The sequence below is a fragment of the Stenotrophomonas sp. YJH_SMC_14-1 genome (assembly GCF_059372275.1).
On record NZ_JCAFVK010000006.1, the window covers coordinates 124371 to 141167 of the forward strand.

Annotated in this window: 10 protein-coding genes; 6 read left to right on the plus strand and 4 right to left on the minus strand. The window is 68.1% G+C overall.

Annotated features, from left to right (window positions below):
* The first annotated feature begins 269 nt into the window (after positions 1–269).
* Together AC5P9P_RS14825 and plsB are read left to right on the plus strand one after the other, a co-directional pair.
* Complete coding sequence (locus AC5P9P_RS14825) at positions 270–1223, plus strand: hypothetical protein (RefSeq protein WP_049402878.1); 954 nt, start codon at positions 270–272, stop codon at positions 1221–1223.
* Positions 1223–3859: a glycerol-3-phosphate 1-O-acyltransferase PlsB gene (gene plsB, locus AC5P9P_RS14830; protein WP_005407500.1), complete on the plus strand. Its 2637-nt coding sequence runs from the start codon at positions 1223–1225 to the stop codon at positions 3857–3859. Before AC5P9P_RS14825 ends, plsB begins: the two co-directional genes overlap by 1 nt.
* A gap of 88 nt (positions 3860–3947) precedes the next feature.
* On the opposite strand, the gene AC5P9P_RS14835 is transcribed toward plsB, so the two are convergent.
* Positions 3948–4151, minus strand: a complete 204-nt coding sequence (locus tag AC5P9P_RS14835) for a YdcH family protein (protein ID WP_005411823.1) — start codon at positions 4149–4151, stop codon at positions 3948–3950.
* Positions 4152–4241: 90 nt separating this feature from the next.
* Between AC5P9P_RS14835 and ttcA the strand changes: the two genes are divergently transcribed.
* Genes ttcA through AC5P9P_RS14850 form a run of 3 tightly spaced genes read left to right on the plus strand, consistent with a single transcriptional unit; the run spans position 4242 to position 6943 of the window.
* Positions 4242–5162 carry a tRNA 2-thiocytidine(32) synthetase TtcA gene (gene ttcA, locus AC5P9P_RS14840; RefSeq protein ID WP_171956739.1) on the plus strand — a complete coding sequence of 307 codons (921 nt, stop codon included), beginning with the start codon at positions 4242–4244 and terminating at the stop codon, positions 5160–5162.
* A 36-nt stretch (positions 5163–5198) separates the two neighbouring features.
* The gene (locus AC5P9P_RS14845) at positions 5199–6104 is read left to right on the plus strand and encodes a recombination-associated protein RdgC (protein ID WP_005411825.1); all 906 of its coding nucleotides are present in this window, start codon (positions 5199–5201) and stop codon (positions 6102–6104) included.
* 59 nt (positions 6105–6163) lie between these two features.
* Positions 6164–6943, plus strand: a complete 780-nt coding sequence (locus AC5P9P_RS14850) for a M48 family metallopeptidase (protein WP_033834578.1) — start codon at positions 6164–6166, stop codon at positions 6941–6943.
* A gap of 316 nt (positions 6944–7259) precedes the next feature.
* On the opposite strand, the gene AC5P9P_RS14855 is transcribed toward AC5P9P_RS14850, so the two are convergent.
* Positions 7260–8126: a methylglyoxal synthase gene (locus AC5P9P_RS14855; protein ID WP_495232896.1), complete on the minus strand. Its 867-nt coding sequence runs from the start codon at positions 8124–8126 to the stop codon at positions 7260–7262.
* A gap of 167 nt (positions 8127–8293) precedes the next feature.
* Between AC5P9P_RS14855 and AC5P9P_RS14860 the strand changes: the two genes are divergently transcribed.
* The gene (locus AC5P9P_RS14860) at positions 8294–10702 is read left to right on the plus strand and encodes a response regulator (RefSeq protein ID WP_495232897.1); all 2409 of its coding nucleotides are present in this window, start codon (positions 8294–8296) and stop codon (positions 10700–10702) included.
* Here AC5P9P_RS14860 and AC5P9P_RS14865 read toward each other — a convergent pair.
* Complete coding sequence (locus AC5P9P_RS14865) at positions 10688–12133, minus strand: FAD-dependent oxidoreductase (RefSeq protein WP_033834580.1); 1446 nt, start codon at positions 12131–12133, stop codon at positions 10688–10690. The two genes, AC5P9P_RS14860 and AC5P9P_RS14865, sit on opposite strands and share 15 nt — an antisense overlap.
* 85 nt (positions 12134–12218) lie before the next feature.
* Positions 12219–16673, minus strand: a complete 4455-nt coding sequence (gene gltB / locus AC5P9P_RS14870) for a glutamate synthase large subunit (RefSeq protein WP_049432523.1) — start codon at positions 16671–16673, stop codon at positions 12219–12221.
* Between the last annotated feature and the right edge of the window lie 124 nt (positions 16674–16797).

Consider the following 16797-nt stretch of genomic DNA (forward strand, 5'->3'; position numbering starts at 1 on the left):
CAATGATTTATACGACGATAGGTGAAGTGTTGCCTTAACTTGAGCGGCAGCGTAGGATCGCCGGCATCCGGTCCTCGGACCGGACATGTGCCACAACACTGTCCACCGGCCCTGCGTCGGTTTGAAGAGCCTGTGATCCCCGTGATCCCGGCTCTTTTTTTATTCCCATCAGTGACTTGCACAAGCAACAGCGGAAACCGTGACGTCCCGGCTTGCCGCTGTCACGTCACAGGCCGCAAGATGCGGACCGGTCCGGGGAGTCCGAGTGCATGAGCGTGGCAGTGCGAGGAAGGTCTGCGCGTGGATGGGGGCTGGCAGCCATGCTGCTGCTGGCCGTGGCGGCGTGTCGTGAATCGGCCCAGGACCCGGCCAAGCCGGCGGCCGAGCCGGTCGCGGCGGTGCAGGCCATGGCGCTGCGCCTGGCCGAGGACGATCTGGTCGGCTACGCAAAGCTGTCGGTGCCGCCCAGTCAGTACCAGCGCCTGCAACAGGCCTGGACCGAAGGCCACAGCCAATGGCCGCTGACCGAACTGCCGCTGGGTGACCAGCTGCTGCCGATGCTGGCCGCACTGCGCAGGCCCAATGCCAGCGCCGAACTGCAGCGCAGCTTCGATCGCCAGCTGGCCGGACAGGCCGGCGCCGTTCGCCAGGCCGCACAATCGATGGGCAACTTCGGTGTGCAGTACCTGCGCCACCAGAAGGGCTATACGCCTGGCCAACAGGCGCATTACATCGCCCTGGTCGAAACCCTGGCCAGCTGGGCGCAGGGTGCCCCGATCAGTGACCGGGCCCGCGCACGCAGCACCATCGCCGCGCTGGTCGGCGCCGCCAACAAGGTCGGTTTCGACGACGAAGCCGGCCTGCAGGCCGCGGGCATGGAAGGCAGCCTGGCGCAGCTGGCGCCGTTCATCCACACCCTCAAGGCGGTGCTGGGCAGCTACGGGCTGGGCGTGGACGACGCGTTGCGCAGCGTGCGCGGCGAACTGCTGTCGGTGGAAGGTGACAACGCCCTGGTACGCCTGCGCTACGACCTCGCCGGTCGCGAGATGAGCCTGCAGCTGCCGCTGAGCCGCCGCGAAGGCCATTGGTACCTGACCCGCACCCTGGCCGATACCGACGCCCTGCTGCGCAAGGCCGATGCGGCCCGCGCCGCTGCGTCGCCGTCACCGGCTGAAGCCCCCGCCGAGGGTGGGGAAGCGGCAACGCCGCCGCCTAAGCCATAATGGCGCCGATGTCGAAACAGAACCCGCTGCCGTTCCCCGGCGAAGAATCCCAGTCGACGCCCGCCGATACGGTGCCGGCGTCCCCCTCGACCGGTACCGGCCCGAACCCGGTACCGCCGCCCGCGCACGCGCGTCCGGCCGGCCGACGCCCACTGTGGGCACGGTTGCTGGGCCGCCTGGTCGAGCCGTGGCTGTCGCTGAAGATCGAGCCGGAAGACCCGGGCCAGTACAACGATGGCCGCCCGGTCATGTACGTGCTGGAAGACTACGGCCTGTCCAACGCGCTGATCCTGGACAAGGCCTGCCGCCAGGCCGGCCTGCCGTCGCCGCTGGTGCCGCTGGCCGGTGACCCGACCGGCCGCAAGCGCGCCTACCTGGCGCTGTCGCGGCGCAGCTCCAGCAATTCGCTGATCCCCGAGCAGCGCGGTGCCAAGACCCATTCCGACTCGCTGGCCAAGGTCCTGCAGGCACATCGCGTGCGCGATGACCTGGACGTGCACCTGGTGCCGGTGTCGATCTTCGTCGGCCGCGCGCCGGACAAGCAGAGCGGCTGGTTCGCGGTGCTGTTCTCGGAAAACTGGGCGCTGGTCGGCCGCTTCCGCCGCCTGCTGGCGGTGCTGCTCAATGGCCGCAGCACCATCGTCCGCTTCGCGCCGCCGATCTCGCTGCGTTCCATCATCGACGAAGGCCTGGAGCCGGAACGCACGGTACGCAAGCTGCAGCGCGTGCTGCGCACCCATTTCCGCCGCATCCGTGAATCGGTGATCGGCCCCGACCTGTCGACCCGTCGCCTGCTGGTGGACCAGGTGCTGGCCGCCGAACCGGTGCGCGAAGCGATCGCCGCGCAGGCCAAGCGCGACAATTCGAAGACGGCCGATGCCTGGAAGAAGGCACACGCCTACGCCTGGGAAATCGCCGCGGACTATTCCAGCCCGGTGGTGCGCTCGGCCAGCTTCATGCTCAGCCACGTGTGGAACCGCATCTATGCGGGCGTGCTGGTGCACCATCTGGACAAGTTCAAGGCCGCCGCGCCGGGCCACGAAGTGGTCTACGTGCCCAGCCACCGCAGCCACATGGACTACCTGCTGCTGTCCTACCTGCTGTACGACCGTGGCATCGTGCCGCCGCACATCGTGGCGGGCATCAACCTGAACCTGCCGGTGGTCGGTACCCTGCTGCGAAAGGGCGGTGCGTTCTTCATCCGCCGCTCGATCCGTGGCAACGCGCTGTACTCGGCCGTGCTCAGTGAGTATGTCGCGCAGCTGGTGGCTGGCGGCTACTCGCTGGAGTACTTCGTCGAAGGCGGCCGCTCGCGTACCGGCCGACTGCTGCAGCCCAAGGGCGGCATGATCTCGATGACGCTGCGTGCGTTCCTGCGCCAGCCGCGCAAGCCGGTGCTGTTCCAGCCCATCTACATCGGCTACGAGAAGCTGATGGAAGGCGGCAGCTACCTGGACGAACTGTCCGGCCGGCCGAAGGAAAAGGAATCGATCTGGTCGCTGCTGTGGGGCATCCCCAAGGTGCTCAAGCAGAACTACGGCCAGGTGGTGGTGAACTTCGGCGAACCGATCGCACTGAACGACGTACTGGCCGAGAAGGCGCCGGAGTGGAAGGGCGAGGCGGTCTCCGAGGACGAGAAACCGGCGTGGCTGTCGACCACGGTGGACACGCTGGCCGAACGCATCCAGGTGCGCATCAACGGCGCCGCCGACGTCAATCCGATCAACCTGCTGGCGCTGGCGCTGCTGTCCACGCCGAAGCACGCGATGGGCGAGGCCGACCTGATCGCGCAGATCGAGCTGTGCAAGACGCTGCTGGTCGAGATGCCGTATTCGGACCGGGTGACGGTGACCCCGCACTCGCCGGAGCGGATCATCGCCCACGCCGAGGAAATCAACGTCCTCACCCGCATCAAGCACCCGCTGGGCGACGTGCTCAGCGTCAGCGGCGATACGGCGGTGCTGCTCAGCTACTTCCGCAACAACGTGCTGCACCTGTTCACCGCCTCGTCGTGGGTGGCCTGCTGCTTCCAGAACAACCGCCGCATGAGCCGTACCGGCCTGGTCCAGCTGGGCCGCACGGTGTACCCATTCCTGCAGGCCGAGCTGTTCCTGCCGTGGAGCGAGGACGAATTCGCACAGCGCATCGACCAGACCATCAACGTGTTCGTGCGTGAGGGCCTGCTGCAGAACGTCAATGACGACGACGGCGGCATCCTGGCGCGCAACACCGGGCAGACCGACGAGGTGTTCCGCCTGCGTGCGATCGGCCACTCGCTGCAGCAGGCGTTCGAGCGCTACTACATCGCCATTTCGGTGCTGGTGAAGAACGGCCCGGGCGTGCTGGGCGCGGCCGAGCTGGAAAGCCTGTGCCAGCAGGCGGCGCAGCGTCTGAGCCTGCTCTATGCACCGGCCGCGCCGGAGTTCTTCGACCGCACCCTGTTCCGCGGCTTCATCCAGAAGCTGCGCGAACTGCGCCTGGTGTGGCCGGACGAGAACAGCAAGCTGCTGTTCGACGAGCGCCTGGATGCCTGGGCCAAGGACGCCAAGTTCATCCTTGGCCGCGAACTGCGCCACACCATCGAACGGGTCAGCCCGGAAGCGGCACGCCCGGACGAGCCGGCGCCGCAGGATTGAAGGCAGCGCCGGGCCATGCGGTGGGTGTGGACCTTGGTCCACACCTCCCAGCCGTGCCAACCAAGGTTGGCACCCACCAGGACGGTCTTTAGGCCGGTTCGTCGGGAATCTGCAGGCTTTCCAGCCTGGCAATGCAGTCCTTCAACTGCAGCTTGCGCCGCTTCAGGCGCTTGGATTCCAGTTCATCCTCGCCGTTGGCGGCCATGCGGGTGATCTGTTCATCCAGCAGGCGGTGCTCGGCGCGCAGGGCGGCGAGGCGTTCGACAATCTCGGCGGGGTCGTAGGTATCCACGGCTTCGAGGATACACAGCGATGATGACCGCCGGGAGAGGGGAATCCCGACCCCCGGCCGTGGCCGCTCCGAGCCGTTAGAATGGAGCCCATGAGTGCCGTGATTTCCCTCCCCGATCCCCAGCCGCGCGCCGCCCGCGATCCGCGCGTGGCCGAGCGCGAGCAGCACAAGCTGGCCAAGCGCCTGCGCCGCCAGGTCGGCGAGGCGATTGCCGACTTCGGCATGATCGAGGCCGGCGACAAGGTGATGGTCTGCCTGTCCGGCGGCAAGGACAGCTACACCCTGCTGGACGTGCTGCTGCAGCTGCAGAAGAAGGCGCCGGTGCCGTTCGAGCTGGTGGCGGTGAACCTGGACCAGAAGCAGCCGGACTTCCCCGAGCACGTGCTGCCGGAGTACCTGGCCGGGCTGGGCGTGCCGTACCACATCATCGAGCAGGACACCTATTCGGTGGTCAGCCGGGTCATCCCGGAAGGCAAGACCATGTGTTCGCTGTGCTCGCGCCTGCGTCGTGGTGCGCTGTACAACTACGCTGAGACCCACGGCTTCACCAAGATCGCGCTGGGCCACCACCGCGACGACATGGTGGCCACGTTCTTCATGAACCTGTTCCACCACGCCAAGCTGTCGGGCATGCCGCCGAAGCTGCGCAGCGATGACGGCAAGCATGTGGTGATCCGGCCGTTGGCCTACGTGCGCGAGAGCGACATCGTCGACTACGCGCAGGCACGCCAGTTCCCGATCATTCCCTGCAACCTGTGCGGCAGCCAGGAGAACCTGCAGCGCCGCCAGGTCGGCCTGATGCTGAAGCAGTGGGAGAAGGACCACCCGGGCCGCATCGAGCAGATCGCGCGCGCCATGGGCGAAGTCCGGCCCTCGCAGCTGGCCGACACCACCCTGTTCGACTTCATGGCGCTGGGCCGTCGCGACGACGCGCCGCTGCCTGACGCCCATGCCTGGCTGGCCGGTTCCCCGGCCGACGCAGACGCAGATCCCGAGACGCCCACCGTTTAAGGTCGGTCGCCCTTCCTCTTTGCCATCCGGAATTCCATGTTCTTTCGCAACCTGACGTTCTTCCGTTTCCCGACCACCACCGATTTTTCCGAAGTCGACACGCTGCTGCCGCACGCCCTGCTGAAGCCGGTCGGCGCACTGGAAATGAATTCGCGCGGCTTCATCTCGCCGTTCGGCCGCGAGGAGAAGGAACTGCTCTCCCACCGCATCGCCGAACACCTGTGGCTGACCGTGGGCGGCGAGGACAAGATCCTGCCGGCGGCGGTGGTCAACGACCTGCTCGAGCGCAAGCTGGAGGAGATCGAGGAGAAGGAAGGCCGCCGCCCGGGTGGCCGCGAACGCAAGCGGATGAAGGACGACCTGCTGCATGAACTGCTGCCGCGCGCCTTCGTGAAGTCCTCGCGCAACGACGCCTTCATCGACCTGCAGCACGGTTACGTGGCGGTGGATACCTCCAGCCGCAAGACCGGCGAGTACTTCATGTCCGACATCCGCGGCCTGCTCGGCAGCTTCCCGGCGATGCCGCTGAACGCCGAAGTCGCGCCGCGTTCGATCCTGACCGGCTGGATCGCCGGCGAGCCGCTGCCGACCGGGCTGAGCCTGGGCGAAGAGTGCGAGATGAAGGACCCGGTGGAAGGCGGCGCGGTGGTCAAGTGCCAGCACCAGGAACTGCGCTGCGACGAGATCGACAAGCACCTGGACGCCGGCAAGCAGGTGACCAAGCTGGCGCTGATCTTCGAAGACAACCTGTCCTTCGTCATCGGCGACGACCTGATCGTGCGCAAGCTGAAGTTCCTCGACGGTGCCCTGGACCAGCTGGAGCATGCCGACGAAGACGGCCGCCGCGCCGAGTTCGACGCCCGCTTCGCCCTGCAGAGCGCCGAGATCCGCCGTCTGTTCCTGTTGCTGGAAGAAGCCTTCAAGCTCAGCAAGGCTGACTGAACAGGCAGCCCGACGGCCGCCGGTCATCCGGCGGCCCGAAGCGGCGCTATGCTGGGCGCATGAGCCGTCTGCTGCGCCGCCTGATCAGCCCGACCCCGCCCGCCACCGTACAGCGCGACACTGTTCGCCTGCGCCTGGAGGATGCCGAGATCGAGGTACTGCGCGTGCGTGATCCGCGTGCGCGCCGGATCAAGCTGAGCGTGGACGAACGCGGTGCACGCCTGACCCTGCCGCCGCGCGCAAGCCTGGTGATGGGCGAACGCTTCCTGGAACAGCACCGCGACTGGCTGGCACTGCAGCTGCGCCAGTACCAGGGCCAGGACCTGCCGGCACCGCTGCAGCCGGGCGAAGACGGCGTGCTGCCCCTGCGCGGCGAACTGTTGCCGCTGCGCTGGCAGGAAGGCCGCTACGCGCGCCTGGAGATCGACGCACACGGCGCCTGCGTGCAGTGGCCGACACGTGGTGGTGACGCCACCCTGCGTCGCCTGCTGCGCGAGTTCTACGAAGCACAGACCCGCGCCGACGTCGGCCGCTGGCTGCCGAAGTACCTGCCCACACTGCCGCGCGCACCCAGCCGCCTGCGATTGAAGGTGATGTCCTCGCAATGGGGCTCGCTCGCCCCCGATGGCAGCATGGCACTGGACCTGGCCCTCGTGCTCGGTCGTTCGGAAGCGTTCGAGTATGTGCTGGTGCACGAGCTCTGCCACCTGATCCAGCCCAACCACTCGCCCGCGTTCTGGCACGAAGTGGAACAACGCTTCCCCGCCTGGCGCGAACAGCGCGACTACTTCCAGCTGGAAGGTCGGCGACTGAAGGCGATGCTTCGCCAGCTGTTGTAGAGCCGAGCCGATGCTCGGCTGACGCGCGCAGCGCGGGGTTCCAGTCATCACGTTGAAGAGCGGCCGAGCATGGCTCGGCTCTACAGAAGAGCGCGCGACCCGCTCCTGCTCTTCCTTCTTTCTTCCGTGGTGGGCACACCGGAAACTGTCGAAGGACGGGATGGGTGGGATTGCGGCGGTGTCCGCGGCATGGATGCCGCGGCCAAGCCCCCAGGGACGGGTTCACGGCGTCCCCCGCAATTCCACCCATCCCGGCCAACCTCATGATCGTGCAGCCCCCACCCACCACGAGGGGCGCAGCCGTTGGCCGAAACCCTCACCCCGCCCGCAACGCCGCCGCCGCCGCCCAGCGCGCCGCCACCCGCGGCGCCGTAATGCACACCGCCTGGTCGGTCACCGTCGTCACCGCGCGCTCCAGCAGCTGGATATCCGCCTCATGCTGGCGCGCCACGTGCGGATCCTCGAAGAAGATCGCGCGCTGGCAGCGCCCTTCCAGTACCCGGTCGGCAATCTGCGCATCGCCGCCCATCGGGCCGCTCTGGTAGCGCGTCACCCAGGGCGTATCGCTGGGCCAGCCACGGCTCCACGCCAGCTCGTTCAAGCGCTGGCCGGTGGTTCCGGTTGCCACCCGCTCACCGAACCGCGCCAGCACATCGAAGTGCTCATCGGCGAAGGCCAGCATCGCCGGCTTCATCGCGTCGTGCGCGATCAGCGCCAGCGTCTGTCCTTCGAACGCATGCAGGTCGTCGGTGCCAGCATCGGCAACCAGTCCGGCATGGATGCGTTCCACCTCGATCCAGTCGCGCGCGGTGGCCACGGTGGAAATGAAAGGCTTGCCGTGGATCACGCACTGCCGCTTCAGCGCCGTGGCTTCCGGAAACACCGAGGATGGATCGACCGGATCGATCAGGTAGACCGCGCCATCCAGTGTCCGATCCGGCCCCATGCCAACCACCTCGGCCACCAGCTTCATCAAGCCACCCTCGCGACCGTAGGGGTAGCGATGCAGGCCCGCGTATCCGGTCAGGAAGCCCTGACGCTGTATCGCGTCATGGGTGCGGCCGACCGCGTGCAGCGACACGCCCAGCTCGCGCAGGCCGGGTTCGCTGACGCGCAGCCAGCGGAACAGGGCGGCGCGCGCGTCGTGGTGATGGAGACGGTTGGCAGCCAGGCCGATGCGCATCGAATGCTCCGCAGAGACGGGTGAAAGCGGCAGTGTATGTCGCCATTCACCTATCTTGGCGTTTCTACAACTTTCTTCATTGCGCCCCGTCCACGCGCCGCTAGCGTAAGAGGCAGCGGTACCGCTGCGCGGCCGTTCATTCCGCCCGCCAGAAGAGGATGCCCATCGTGAACGCCGCTGGCCTGCGTGCCGCCACCGCGGTCGTGGCCGGCCTGCTGTTGCCTGCCCTGGCCGCCGCTGCGGATTGCAGGACGCCGCTGCGCATTGCCTGGCCCGCCGACCGCGCGCCGTTGTCCTCCAGCGAGCAGGGCCAGCCGCGCGGGCTCAGCGCGCAGTACCTGAAGCTGCTGGGCGCGCAGCGACCACTGCAGATGCAGCCATTGCCAACCGCCGCCATCGCCGAGGGAACGGTGCCGCCCGACGTCCAGGCACTGCTGGGCTGGTCGCGCTCGCAGTTGCCGACGGGGTGGGTGGCCAGTGCGCCCTACGTGCAGCTGCCACAGGTCATCGTGCGGCGCCGGGATGCATCGCCGGTGCTGGGTCTGGAGGCGTTGCGCGGAGGCACCGTGGCCAGTCCCGACCCGCTGTCGCTGGTCGGGGCGCTGACCGAACAGGCATCTGGCGTGCAGCTGTTGCCCCCCGCCCCCATCGACGACGCCCTGTCACTGCTGGGCACGGGCCTGGTCGATGCCGTGGTCGCCAATCTTGGAGAGGTCGAGGCCGCGTTGCGCCACTATCGGGGCGAGCCGCTGGTAATCGCTGCGCCGGCCGGAATCGACGACGCGCCGGTGCTGGCCACCGTGCCCGCCTGCGCCGACGTCATCCCGGTGTTCGAGCGGGCCGTGTCGCAGCTGACCGCGAACGAACGCGAGGCGATCCGCACGGCCTGGCTGCCGAACCAGCCGCGACACCCGCCCCCTGCGTCCCCCCTGCGCTGGCTGGTGCCGGCCTCGCTGACCCTGCTGGCGCTCATGCTGGTGTACGCCTTCGGCTATTGGCGCGTGCATCGCGAGAGCGAGCGTCGCCGCGTGGCTGCGCAACGCCTGCAGGAGGTGACCTCGAACCTGCCAGCGGTGGTCTATCAGGCGCGTCGCTCTGCCACCGGCCACTACAGCTTTCCCCAGATCGCAGGCGACGTGCAGGCGTTGTTCGGAATCAGCGTGGAAACCGCCCTGATCGATCATCAGCGCCTGCTGGCAGCGGTTCATCCCGATGATCGCTCGCGGCTGATGGACACCGTCGACGCCGCTGCCCTGGCGCGGGGCCCGATCGATGTCACCTTCCGCACGCGCTCGCCACTAGGCTGGCGCTGGGTCCACTCGCATGGACGGCCGCTGTCCCTGGACAGCGGCGACGTCGAGTGGAGTGGCTACTGGATCGACGTAAGCGGAGTGCAGGCGCGCACCCATGCGCTGGCCGAGGCGCGCCGTGCGGCCGAGCAGGCAGCGCTGGCCAAGGCCCACTTCCTGGCAACCATGAGCCACGAGATCCGTACGCCGATGAGCACCCTGCTGGGCATGCTCGAGCGGTTGGAGGACAGCGATCTGGATCATCGCCAGCAACAGGTCCTGGTGACCGTGGGTGATGCTGCCCAGATGCTGCGGCAGATCCTGGACGACGTGCTGCACAGCCAACGGCTGCAGGCACTGCCGCTGCAGCTGCGACCCACGAGCGTGGCGGCACTGGTGCGCGCGGTGCAGCAGTTGCTGATGCCGGTGGCGGCCAGCCGGGGCCTGCATCTGCGGATCGAACTTGATCCGGAATTGCAGGCCGGATCGCTGGCCGACGGCCTGCGTCTGCGCCAGATCCTGTTCAACCTTGCCGGCAACGCGCTCAAGTTCACCGAGCATGGCGGCGTGGATCTGCAGGTGCAGGTGCTGCAGCAGCACGATCGCGGCCAACGTCTTCGCCTGCAGGTCAGTGACAGCGGGGTGGGCATCAGCCCGGAACGGCAACAGGCGGTGTTCGCTGCCTACACCCAGGCCGAGGCATCGACAACGCGCCGTTTCGGCGGCAGCGGCCTGGGCCTGGCGATCTGCCGTGAACTGGCTGCATCGATGAAAGCAGAACTGTGCCTGCGCAGCGCGCCAGGCAAGGGCACCACCGTGTGGCTGGAACTGGATCTGGACGCCTGTGAGTTGCCTGCCGAGGCATTGCCGCTTCCGGCAGAGGCGGCGCGGCCACTGTCGTCGGCGCGGGTGCTGGTAGCTGAAGATCACCCCACCAACCTGCATCTGCTGGAGCAGCGCCTGCATGATCTGGGTCTGCAGGTGCACGCCTGCACCGATGGTCGCCAGGCCTTCGAGGCCTGGCAGGCGCGGGCGTTCGACCTGGTCATCACCGACTGCCACATGCCGCACATGGATGGCTTTGCCTTGGCACGGGCCATCCGCGCCGACGCCTGCGCGGTTCGCGCGCAGGTCCCGATCATCGCGCTCACGGCCAGCGCGCTGGATCGCACCCGCGAGGCCTGCCGCGAAGCGGGCATCGATCATTTCCTGGCCAAGCCGGTGGCGGCGCAGGAACTGCGGGGCTTGCTGGCCGTGCTGCTGGCGCCGGAATCAGTGCGCCAGTAGGCGGATGATGCTGGCGGCGGCGTCGCGACCTTCGGCCACGGCGGTCACCACCAGGTCGGCGCCACGCACTGCGTCACCGCCGGCGAACAGGCGCGGGTGCGCGGTCTGGAATGGCAGGCGGTCCTTGCCGCCAGCCACGATGCGGCCGTTGGACCGGCCTTCCACGCCGTGCTCGGCCAGCCACGCCGGCACGGTTGGCGAGAAGCCGAAGGCGATGATCACCACATCGGCCTCCAGCAGCGATTCGCTGCCGTCGATCGGCACCGCATTCTGGCGGCCATTGGCATCGGGCTCACCCAGCCGGGTTTCGACCACGGTCACGCCGATCACCTCATCGTCGGCGCCGGCTTCGATCGACAGCGGCTGGCGGTTGAACAGGAAGCGCACGCCTTCCTCGCGCGCATTGGCCACTTCGCGCGCGCTGCCGGGCATGTTGGCTTCGTCGCGGCGGTAGGCACAGGTGACCTTGGCCGCGCCCAGCCGCACCGCGCTGCGCACGCAGTCCATGCCGGTATCACCGCCGCCCAGCACCACCACGCGCTTGCCGTTGAGGTCGGGCAGGGCGATGCTGTCTTCCCAGCCGGCAATCGGCCGGCCCTTCGGATCATCGCCGCCGACGATGCGGCTGTTCTGCACCAGGAACGGCAGTGCCGGCAGCACGCCCTTCAGGTCCTGGCCGTCGAGGCCACCGTCGGTATAGCGGTAGGCACCGGTACCGACGAACACCGCATCGTGGCCGTCCAGCAGCTGCTGCACGCTGAGGTCACGGCCGATCTCCACACCGAGGCGGAACTGCACGCCCATGCCCTCGAGCACTTCGCGGCGGCGGTGGATCACATCCTTGTCCAGCTTGAAGCTGGGAATGCCGAACTGCAGCAGGCCGCCGATCTGCTCGTAGCGGTCGTAGACCACGGCGGCAATGCCGGCGCGCGCCAGACGGTCGGCACAGGCCAGCCCGGCCGGGCCGGCGCCGATCACCGCCACGCTGTGGCCGGTCGGCTGCACCGCGCCCAGGTCCGGGCGCCAGCCCGTGGCCAGCGCGGTATCAACGATGTACTTCTCGACCGCGCCGATGGTGACTGCGCCGAATTCCTCCAGTGTGCAGCTGCCTTCGCACAGCCGGTCCTGCGGGCAGACCCGGCCGCACACTTCCGGCAGCGGGTTGGTGCTGTGGCACAGCGTGGCCGCTTCGTGGATGCGGTTTTCCTGCACCAGCTGCAGCCACTGTGGAATGGCGTTGTGCACCGGGCACTTCCAGCTGCAGTAGGGGTTGCCGCAGTCCAGGCAGCGACCGGCCTGGTACTGGGCATCTTCCTTACCGAACTTGCCGTACAACTCACCCCAGTCGCCGGACGTGCGCAGTTCCACCGGAATGCGCTGCGGCATGCTGCGGGGCAGGTCGAGGAACTGGAAGGCGTGCTTGCGGCTCATGGCGGGCTCTGTGGTGTTTTGCGGTTGCCGGCCAGCGGCCGGCACTACGTGGTCCTGGGTTGCCGGCCAGCGGCCGGCACTACCGTTACGCGGCGCGTCGCAGGGTTTCGGTCAGCGACTCGATGCTGGCGGCCTTCGGTTTGACCAGCCAGAACTTGCCGATGTAATCGCGGAACTCGTCCAGGATCTGCTGCGCCCAGATGCTGCCGGTCAGCTCGCGGTGGCGGCCGATCAGGCGGTGCAGGTGCTGGCGGTAGTTCTCGAAGCCCTCGGCGGAGACGCGATGGATGTCGATCAGCTCGTGGTTGTAGCGGTCGACGAAATCGCGGTCGACGTCCAGCACGTAGGCCAGGCCACCGGTGAAGCCGGCACCGAAGTTCAGGCCGACCTTGCCCAGTACCAGCACCACGCCGTCGGTCATGTACTCGCAGCAGTGGTCACCGGCACCTTCCACCACCGCCAGCGCGCCGGAATTGCGTACCGCGAAACGCTCGCCGGCGCGGCCAGCGGCGAACAGCTCGCCACCGGTGGCGCCGTACAGGCAGGTGTTGCCGATGATCGCGGTGCTGCGCGCTTCGAAGCGCGCGCCACGCGGCGGGCGCACCACCAGGCGGCCGCCGGCCATGCCCTTGCCGACGTAGTCGTTGGCTTCGCCTTCCACTTCCAGATGCAGGCCGCCCACGTTGAACGCGCCGAAGCTCTGCCCGGCACTGCCACGGAAGCGCAGTTCCAGCGGTGCCTCGGCCATGCCCTGGTTGCCGTGCGCGCGCGCCACCGCACCGGCCAGGCGCGTGCCGATGCTGCGGTCGGTGTTGTGGATCAGGAAGCGATGCTCGCCGCCGCGCTTGTGTTCGATGGCTTGGGCAAGCAGGCCGTCCATCTGTGTGGCCAGGCTGTCCGGCGATTCGTACAGGCGCTGGGCGGCGCAGTGGCTGCCCTCGTAACGGGCATCGGCCAGCAGGCGCGACAGGTCCACACGCACGCCATCGCGGGGCGCGGCCTCGATCTGCCGCAGCAAGTCGGTACGGCCGACGATCTCTTCCAGCGAACGTGCACCCAGGTACGCCAGCCAGCCGCGCACTTCCTCCGCCAGCAGGCGGAAGAAGTTCTCCACGCGTTCGGGCTGGCCGGTGAAGTGGTTCTCGCGCAGGCGCTCGTCCTGGGTGGCCACGCCGGTGGCGCAGTTGTTGAGGTGGCAGATACGCAGGTACTTGCAGCCCAGCACGATCATCGGCGCGGTGCCGAAGCCGAAGCTGTCCGCGCCCAGCAGCGCGGCCTTGACCACGTCCAGTCCGGTCTTCAGGCCACCATCGGTCTGCAGCAGGGTGCGCCCGCGCAGGTCGTTGGCCAGCAGCGCCTGGTGCGCTTCGGCCACGCCCAGCTCCCACGGCACGCCGGCATAGCGGATCGAGCTGACCGGCGAGGCTCCGGTGCCACCGTCATGGCCGGAGATGGTGATCAGGTCGGCACCGGCCTTCACCACGCCGGCGGCGATCGTACCCACGCCGGCATGGCTGACCAGCTTCACCGACACCAGCGCGGTCGGGTTGACCTGCTTGAGGTCGTAGATCAGCTGCGCCAGGTCTTCGATCGAATAGATGTCGTGGTGCGGCGGCGGCGAGATCAGGCCGATCCCGGGCCGGGCATAGCGCAGGCGCGCGATCAGTTCGTTCACCTTGTGGCCCGGCAGCTGGCCGCCCTCGCCGGGCTTGGCGCCCTGCGCGACCTTGATCTGCAGCACTTCGGCGTTGACCAAGTACTCAGCGGTGACGCCGAAGCGGCCCGAGGCGACCTGCTTGATCTTGCTACGCTTTGCGGTGCCATAGCGGGCGGGATCCTCGCCGCCTTCGCCGGAATTGCTGCGGCCGCCGAGGCGGTTAATGGCAATGGCCAATGCTTCATGTGCTTCCGGCGACAGTGCGCCCAGGCTGATCGCCGCAGTATCGAAGCGCGGGAACAGGGTACTGGCCGGAGCCACCTCTTCCAGCGCTACCGGCGTGGCCACCGGCACCAGTTCTAGCAGGTCGCGCAGCGCCGACGGCGGCCGTGCGTGCACGGCATCGCAGTACTGCTGCCAGGCACGCGGGTCACCGCTGCGCGCCGCGCGCTGCAGGGTGGTGACCACGTCCGGGTTGTACATGTGGTACTCGCCGCCGTGCACGTACTTCAGCAGGCCGCCCACGTCCACGTCCTGCTGCGCGTCCCAGGCCTGCACGCACAGCTCGCGTGCGTCGGCATCCAGGCGCGCGAAGCCAGCACCACCGATGCGCGAGGCGGTATCCGGGAAGCACAGGTCCACCACTTCCGGTTCCAGGCCGATGATCTCGAACAGCTGCGCGCCGCGGTAGCTGGCCACGGTACAGATGCCCATCTTCGAGATGATCTTCGACAGGCCCTTGTAGACACCCTTGCGGTAGCGGCGGCCGATCTGCGACTGCTCACCGCCCTTGCTCAGCTTGAGGATGCCGCGGCGGCCCAGGTCGAACAGGGTCTGGTAGGCCAGGTACGGGTATACCGCGGTGGCACCGAAGCCGAGCAGGCAGGCCATGTGGTGCGGGTCGCGCGCGGTGCCGGTCTCGACGATGAGATTCACGTCGCAGCGCAGGCCCAGCCGCGACAGGTGGTGATGGATGGCACTGGTGGCCAGCAGCGCATGCACCATCGGCCGACCGGCCACCGGGTAGCGGTCGGACAGCAGCAGCATCACCATGCCATCGCGCGCGGCCTGTTCGGCCTCGGCACAGATGCGCTCGATGCCGGCGCGCAGGCCCTCGTCCTCGCTGTAGGACAGGTCGAGTAGGCGGTTGGCCTGCACGTACTGCTCCATCTTCAGCAGCTGGCGCAGCTTGCGCTGGCTCAGCACCGGCGAGTTGAGGATGACGTGGTTCACCGTCTCCGGGCCGGCATGGAAGATGTTGGTCTCCTTGCCGAGCTGGGTGGACAGGGACATCGCGCAGTCTTCGCGCAGCGGATCGATCGGCGGGTTGGTGACCTGCGCGAAGGCCTGGCGGAAATAGTCGTACAGCGGGCGGCTGCGCTGGCTCAGCACGGCTATCGGCGTGTCGTCGCCCATCGAGCCGGTGGCTTCCTGCTCGGTCTCGGCCAGCGGCCGCAGCACCTGCTCCACTTCCTCGCTGCTGAGCTGGTAGAGCTTGTGGTAGCTGCGCAGGGTGGCTTCGTCGAAGGGTTCCTCCACCAGCGAGGGATCGATCAGCTCGGTCTGCAGGTAGGTGACGCCCTGCTGCAGCCACTGCTTGTACGGCGCACGGCCACGGTTGATGCGGTCCACCGCGTCGGAGTCGAGCAGGTCGCCGCGCTTGAGGTCGATGGCGACCATCTCGCCGGGGCCGAGCTTGCCCTTGCGCACCACGCGCTCGGTTGGCACTTCCCAGACGCCGGCCTCGGAGGCGACCAGGAAGTGGCGGTCGGCGGTCAGCATCCAGCGCGCCGGGCGCAGGCCGTTGCGGTCCAGCGTACACACCGCATAGCGGCTGTCGCAGGCGACGATGCCGGCCGGGCCATCCCACGGCTCGCTGTTCAGGCCGTGGAACTCGTAGAACGCGGCCAGGTCCGGGTCCTTGAACTCCAGCGACTGGGTGGCCGGCGGCACCAGGATGCGCAGCGCCTGGATCAGCTCCATGCCACCGGCGACCATCAGCTCCAGCATGTTGTCCAGGCTCTGCGAGTCCGAGCCGTGCATGGAGATCACCGGGTCGAATTCGGCGATGTCAAAGCGCGGCGTCTTCCACACCTTGCTGCGCGCCTGCGCCCAGCGGCGATTGCCTTCGATGGTGTTGATCTCGCCGTTGTGGGCGAGCATGCGGAACGGGTGGGCGAGCGGCCAGCGCGGCAGCGTGTTGGTCGAGAAGCGCTGGTGGAACACGATCGCGCTGGAGGCCAGCTCGCGGCGCTGCAGGTCCGGGAAGAAGCGGCTGAGCTTGTCCGGCAGCACCATGCCCTTGTAGCTGATCGCATCCGGGGTGAGGGTGGCGACGTAGAAGTCGGCCTGTTCGCGCAGTTGCTGTTCGCTGCGGCGACGGGCCAGGAACAGCGCCAGTGCGAAGCCGGCATCATCCTGGCCAACCCCGGCATCGACGAACACCTGCTCGATGCGCGGCAGCGTGTCGCGCGCCAGTTGGCCGCAGACGCTGTCGTCGGTCGGTACCTCGCGCCAGCCAGCGACCTTGCAGCCCACCGCTTCCACCTGCGCCTGCAGCTGCGCGCGGCAGGCCTGCGCAGCGTCGGCGTCATGCGGCAGGAATACCAGGCCGGCGGCGAAACGCGCGGCGACGGCAATGCCGGCCTCACTCGCCAGCAGTTTCAGGAACGCATCGGGGCGGCGCAGCAGCAGGCCGCAGCCATCACCGGTCAGGCCATCGGCGGCGACACCGCCACGGTGGGTCATGCGCGAAAGCGCGGCGATGGCGGTATCAACCAACAGGCGCGATGGTTGATCGTCGAGCTGGGCGACCATGCCAAAGCCACAGGCATCGCGCTCGGAGCGCGGGTCGTAAAGCCCTTGGCGGTTGCGGGGGGCCATCTCTACCTCGATGCGTATAGGGTTGGCGGCGACACTCGTCCCCGCTCATTCCCTGGAGCGCATCGTGAGGCCACCGGATGCCTCGACTAGATCACAGGTTGCTGCAACGCCGCAATACACGGTT

What these genes read in the sequence shown, in the direction of transcription:
- AC5P9P_RS14825 (WP_049402878.1), top strand. Translation starts at nt 270, where the DNA reads ATGAGCGTGGCAGTGCGAGGAAGGTCTGCGCGTGGATGGGGGCTGGCA.
- plsB (WP_005407500.1), top strand. Translation starts at nt 1,223, where the DNA reads ATGGCGCCGATGTCGAAACAGAACCCGCTGCCGTTCCCCGGCGAAGAA.
- ttcA (WP_171956739.1), top strand. Translation starts at nt 4,242, where the DNA reads ATGAGTGCCGTGATTTCCCTCCCCGATCCCCAGCCGCGCGCCGCCCGC.
- AC5P9P_RS14845 (WP_005411825.1), top strand. Translation starts at nt 5,199, where the DNA reads ATGTTCTTTCGCAACCTGACGTTCTTCCGTTTCCCGACCACCACCGAT.
- AC5P9P_RS14850 (WP_033834578.1), top strand. Translation starts at nt 6,164, where the DNA reads ATGAGCCGTCTGCTGCGCCGCCTGATCAGCCCGACCCCGCCCGCCACC.
- AC5P9P_RS14855 (WP_495232896.1), bottom strand. Translation starts at nt 8,126, where the DNA reads ATGCGCATCGGCCTGGCTGCCAACCGTCTCCATCACCACGACGCGCGC.
- AC5P9P_RS14865 (WP_033834580.1), bottom strand. Translation starts at nt 12,133, where the DNA reads ATGAGCCGCAAGCACGCCTTCCAGTTCCTCGACCTGCCCCGCAGCATG.
- gltB (WP_049432523.1), bottom strand. Translation starts at nt 16,673, where the DNA reads ATGGCCCCCCGCAACCGCCAAGGGCTTTACGACCCGCGCTCCGAGCGC.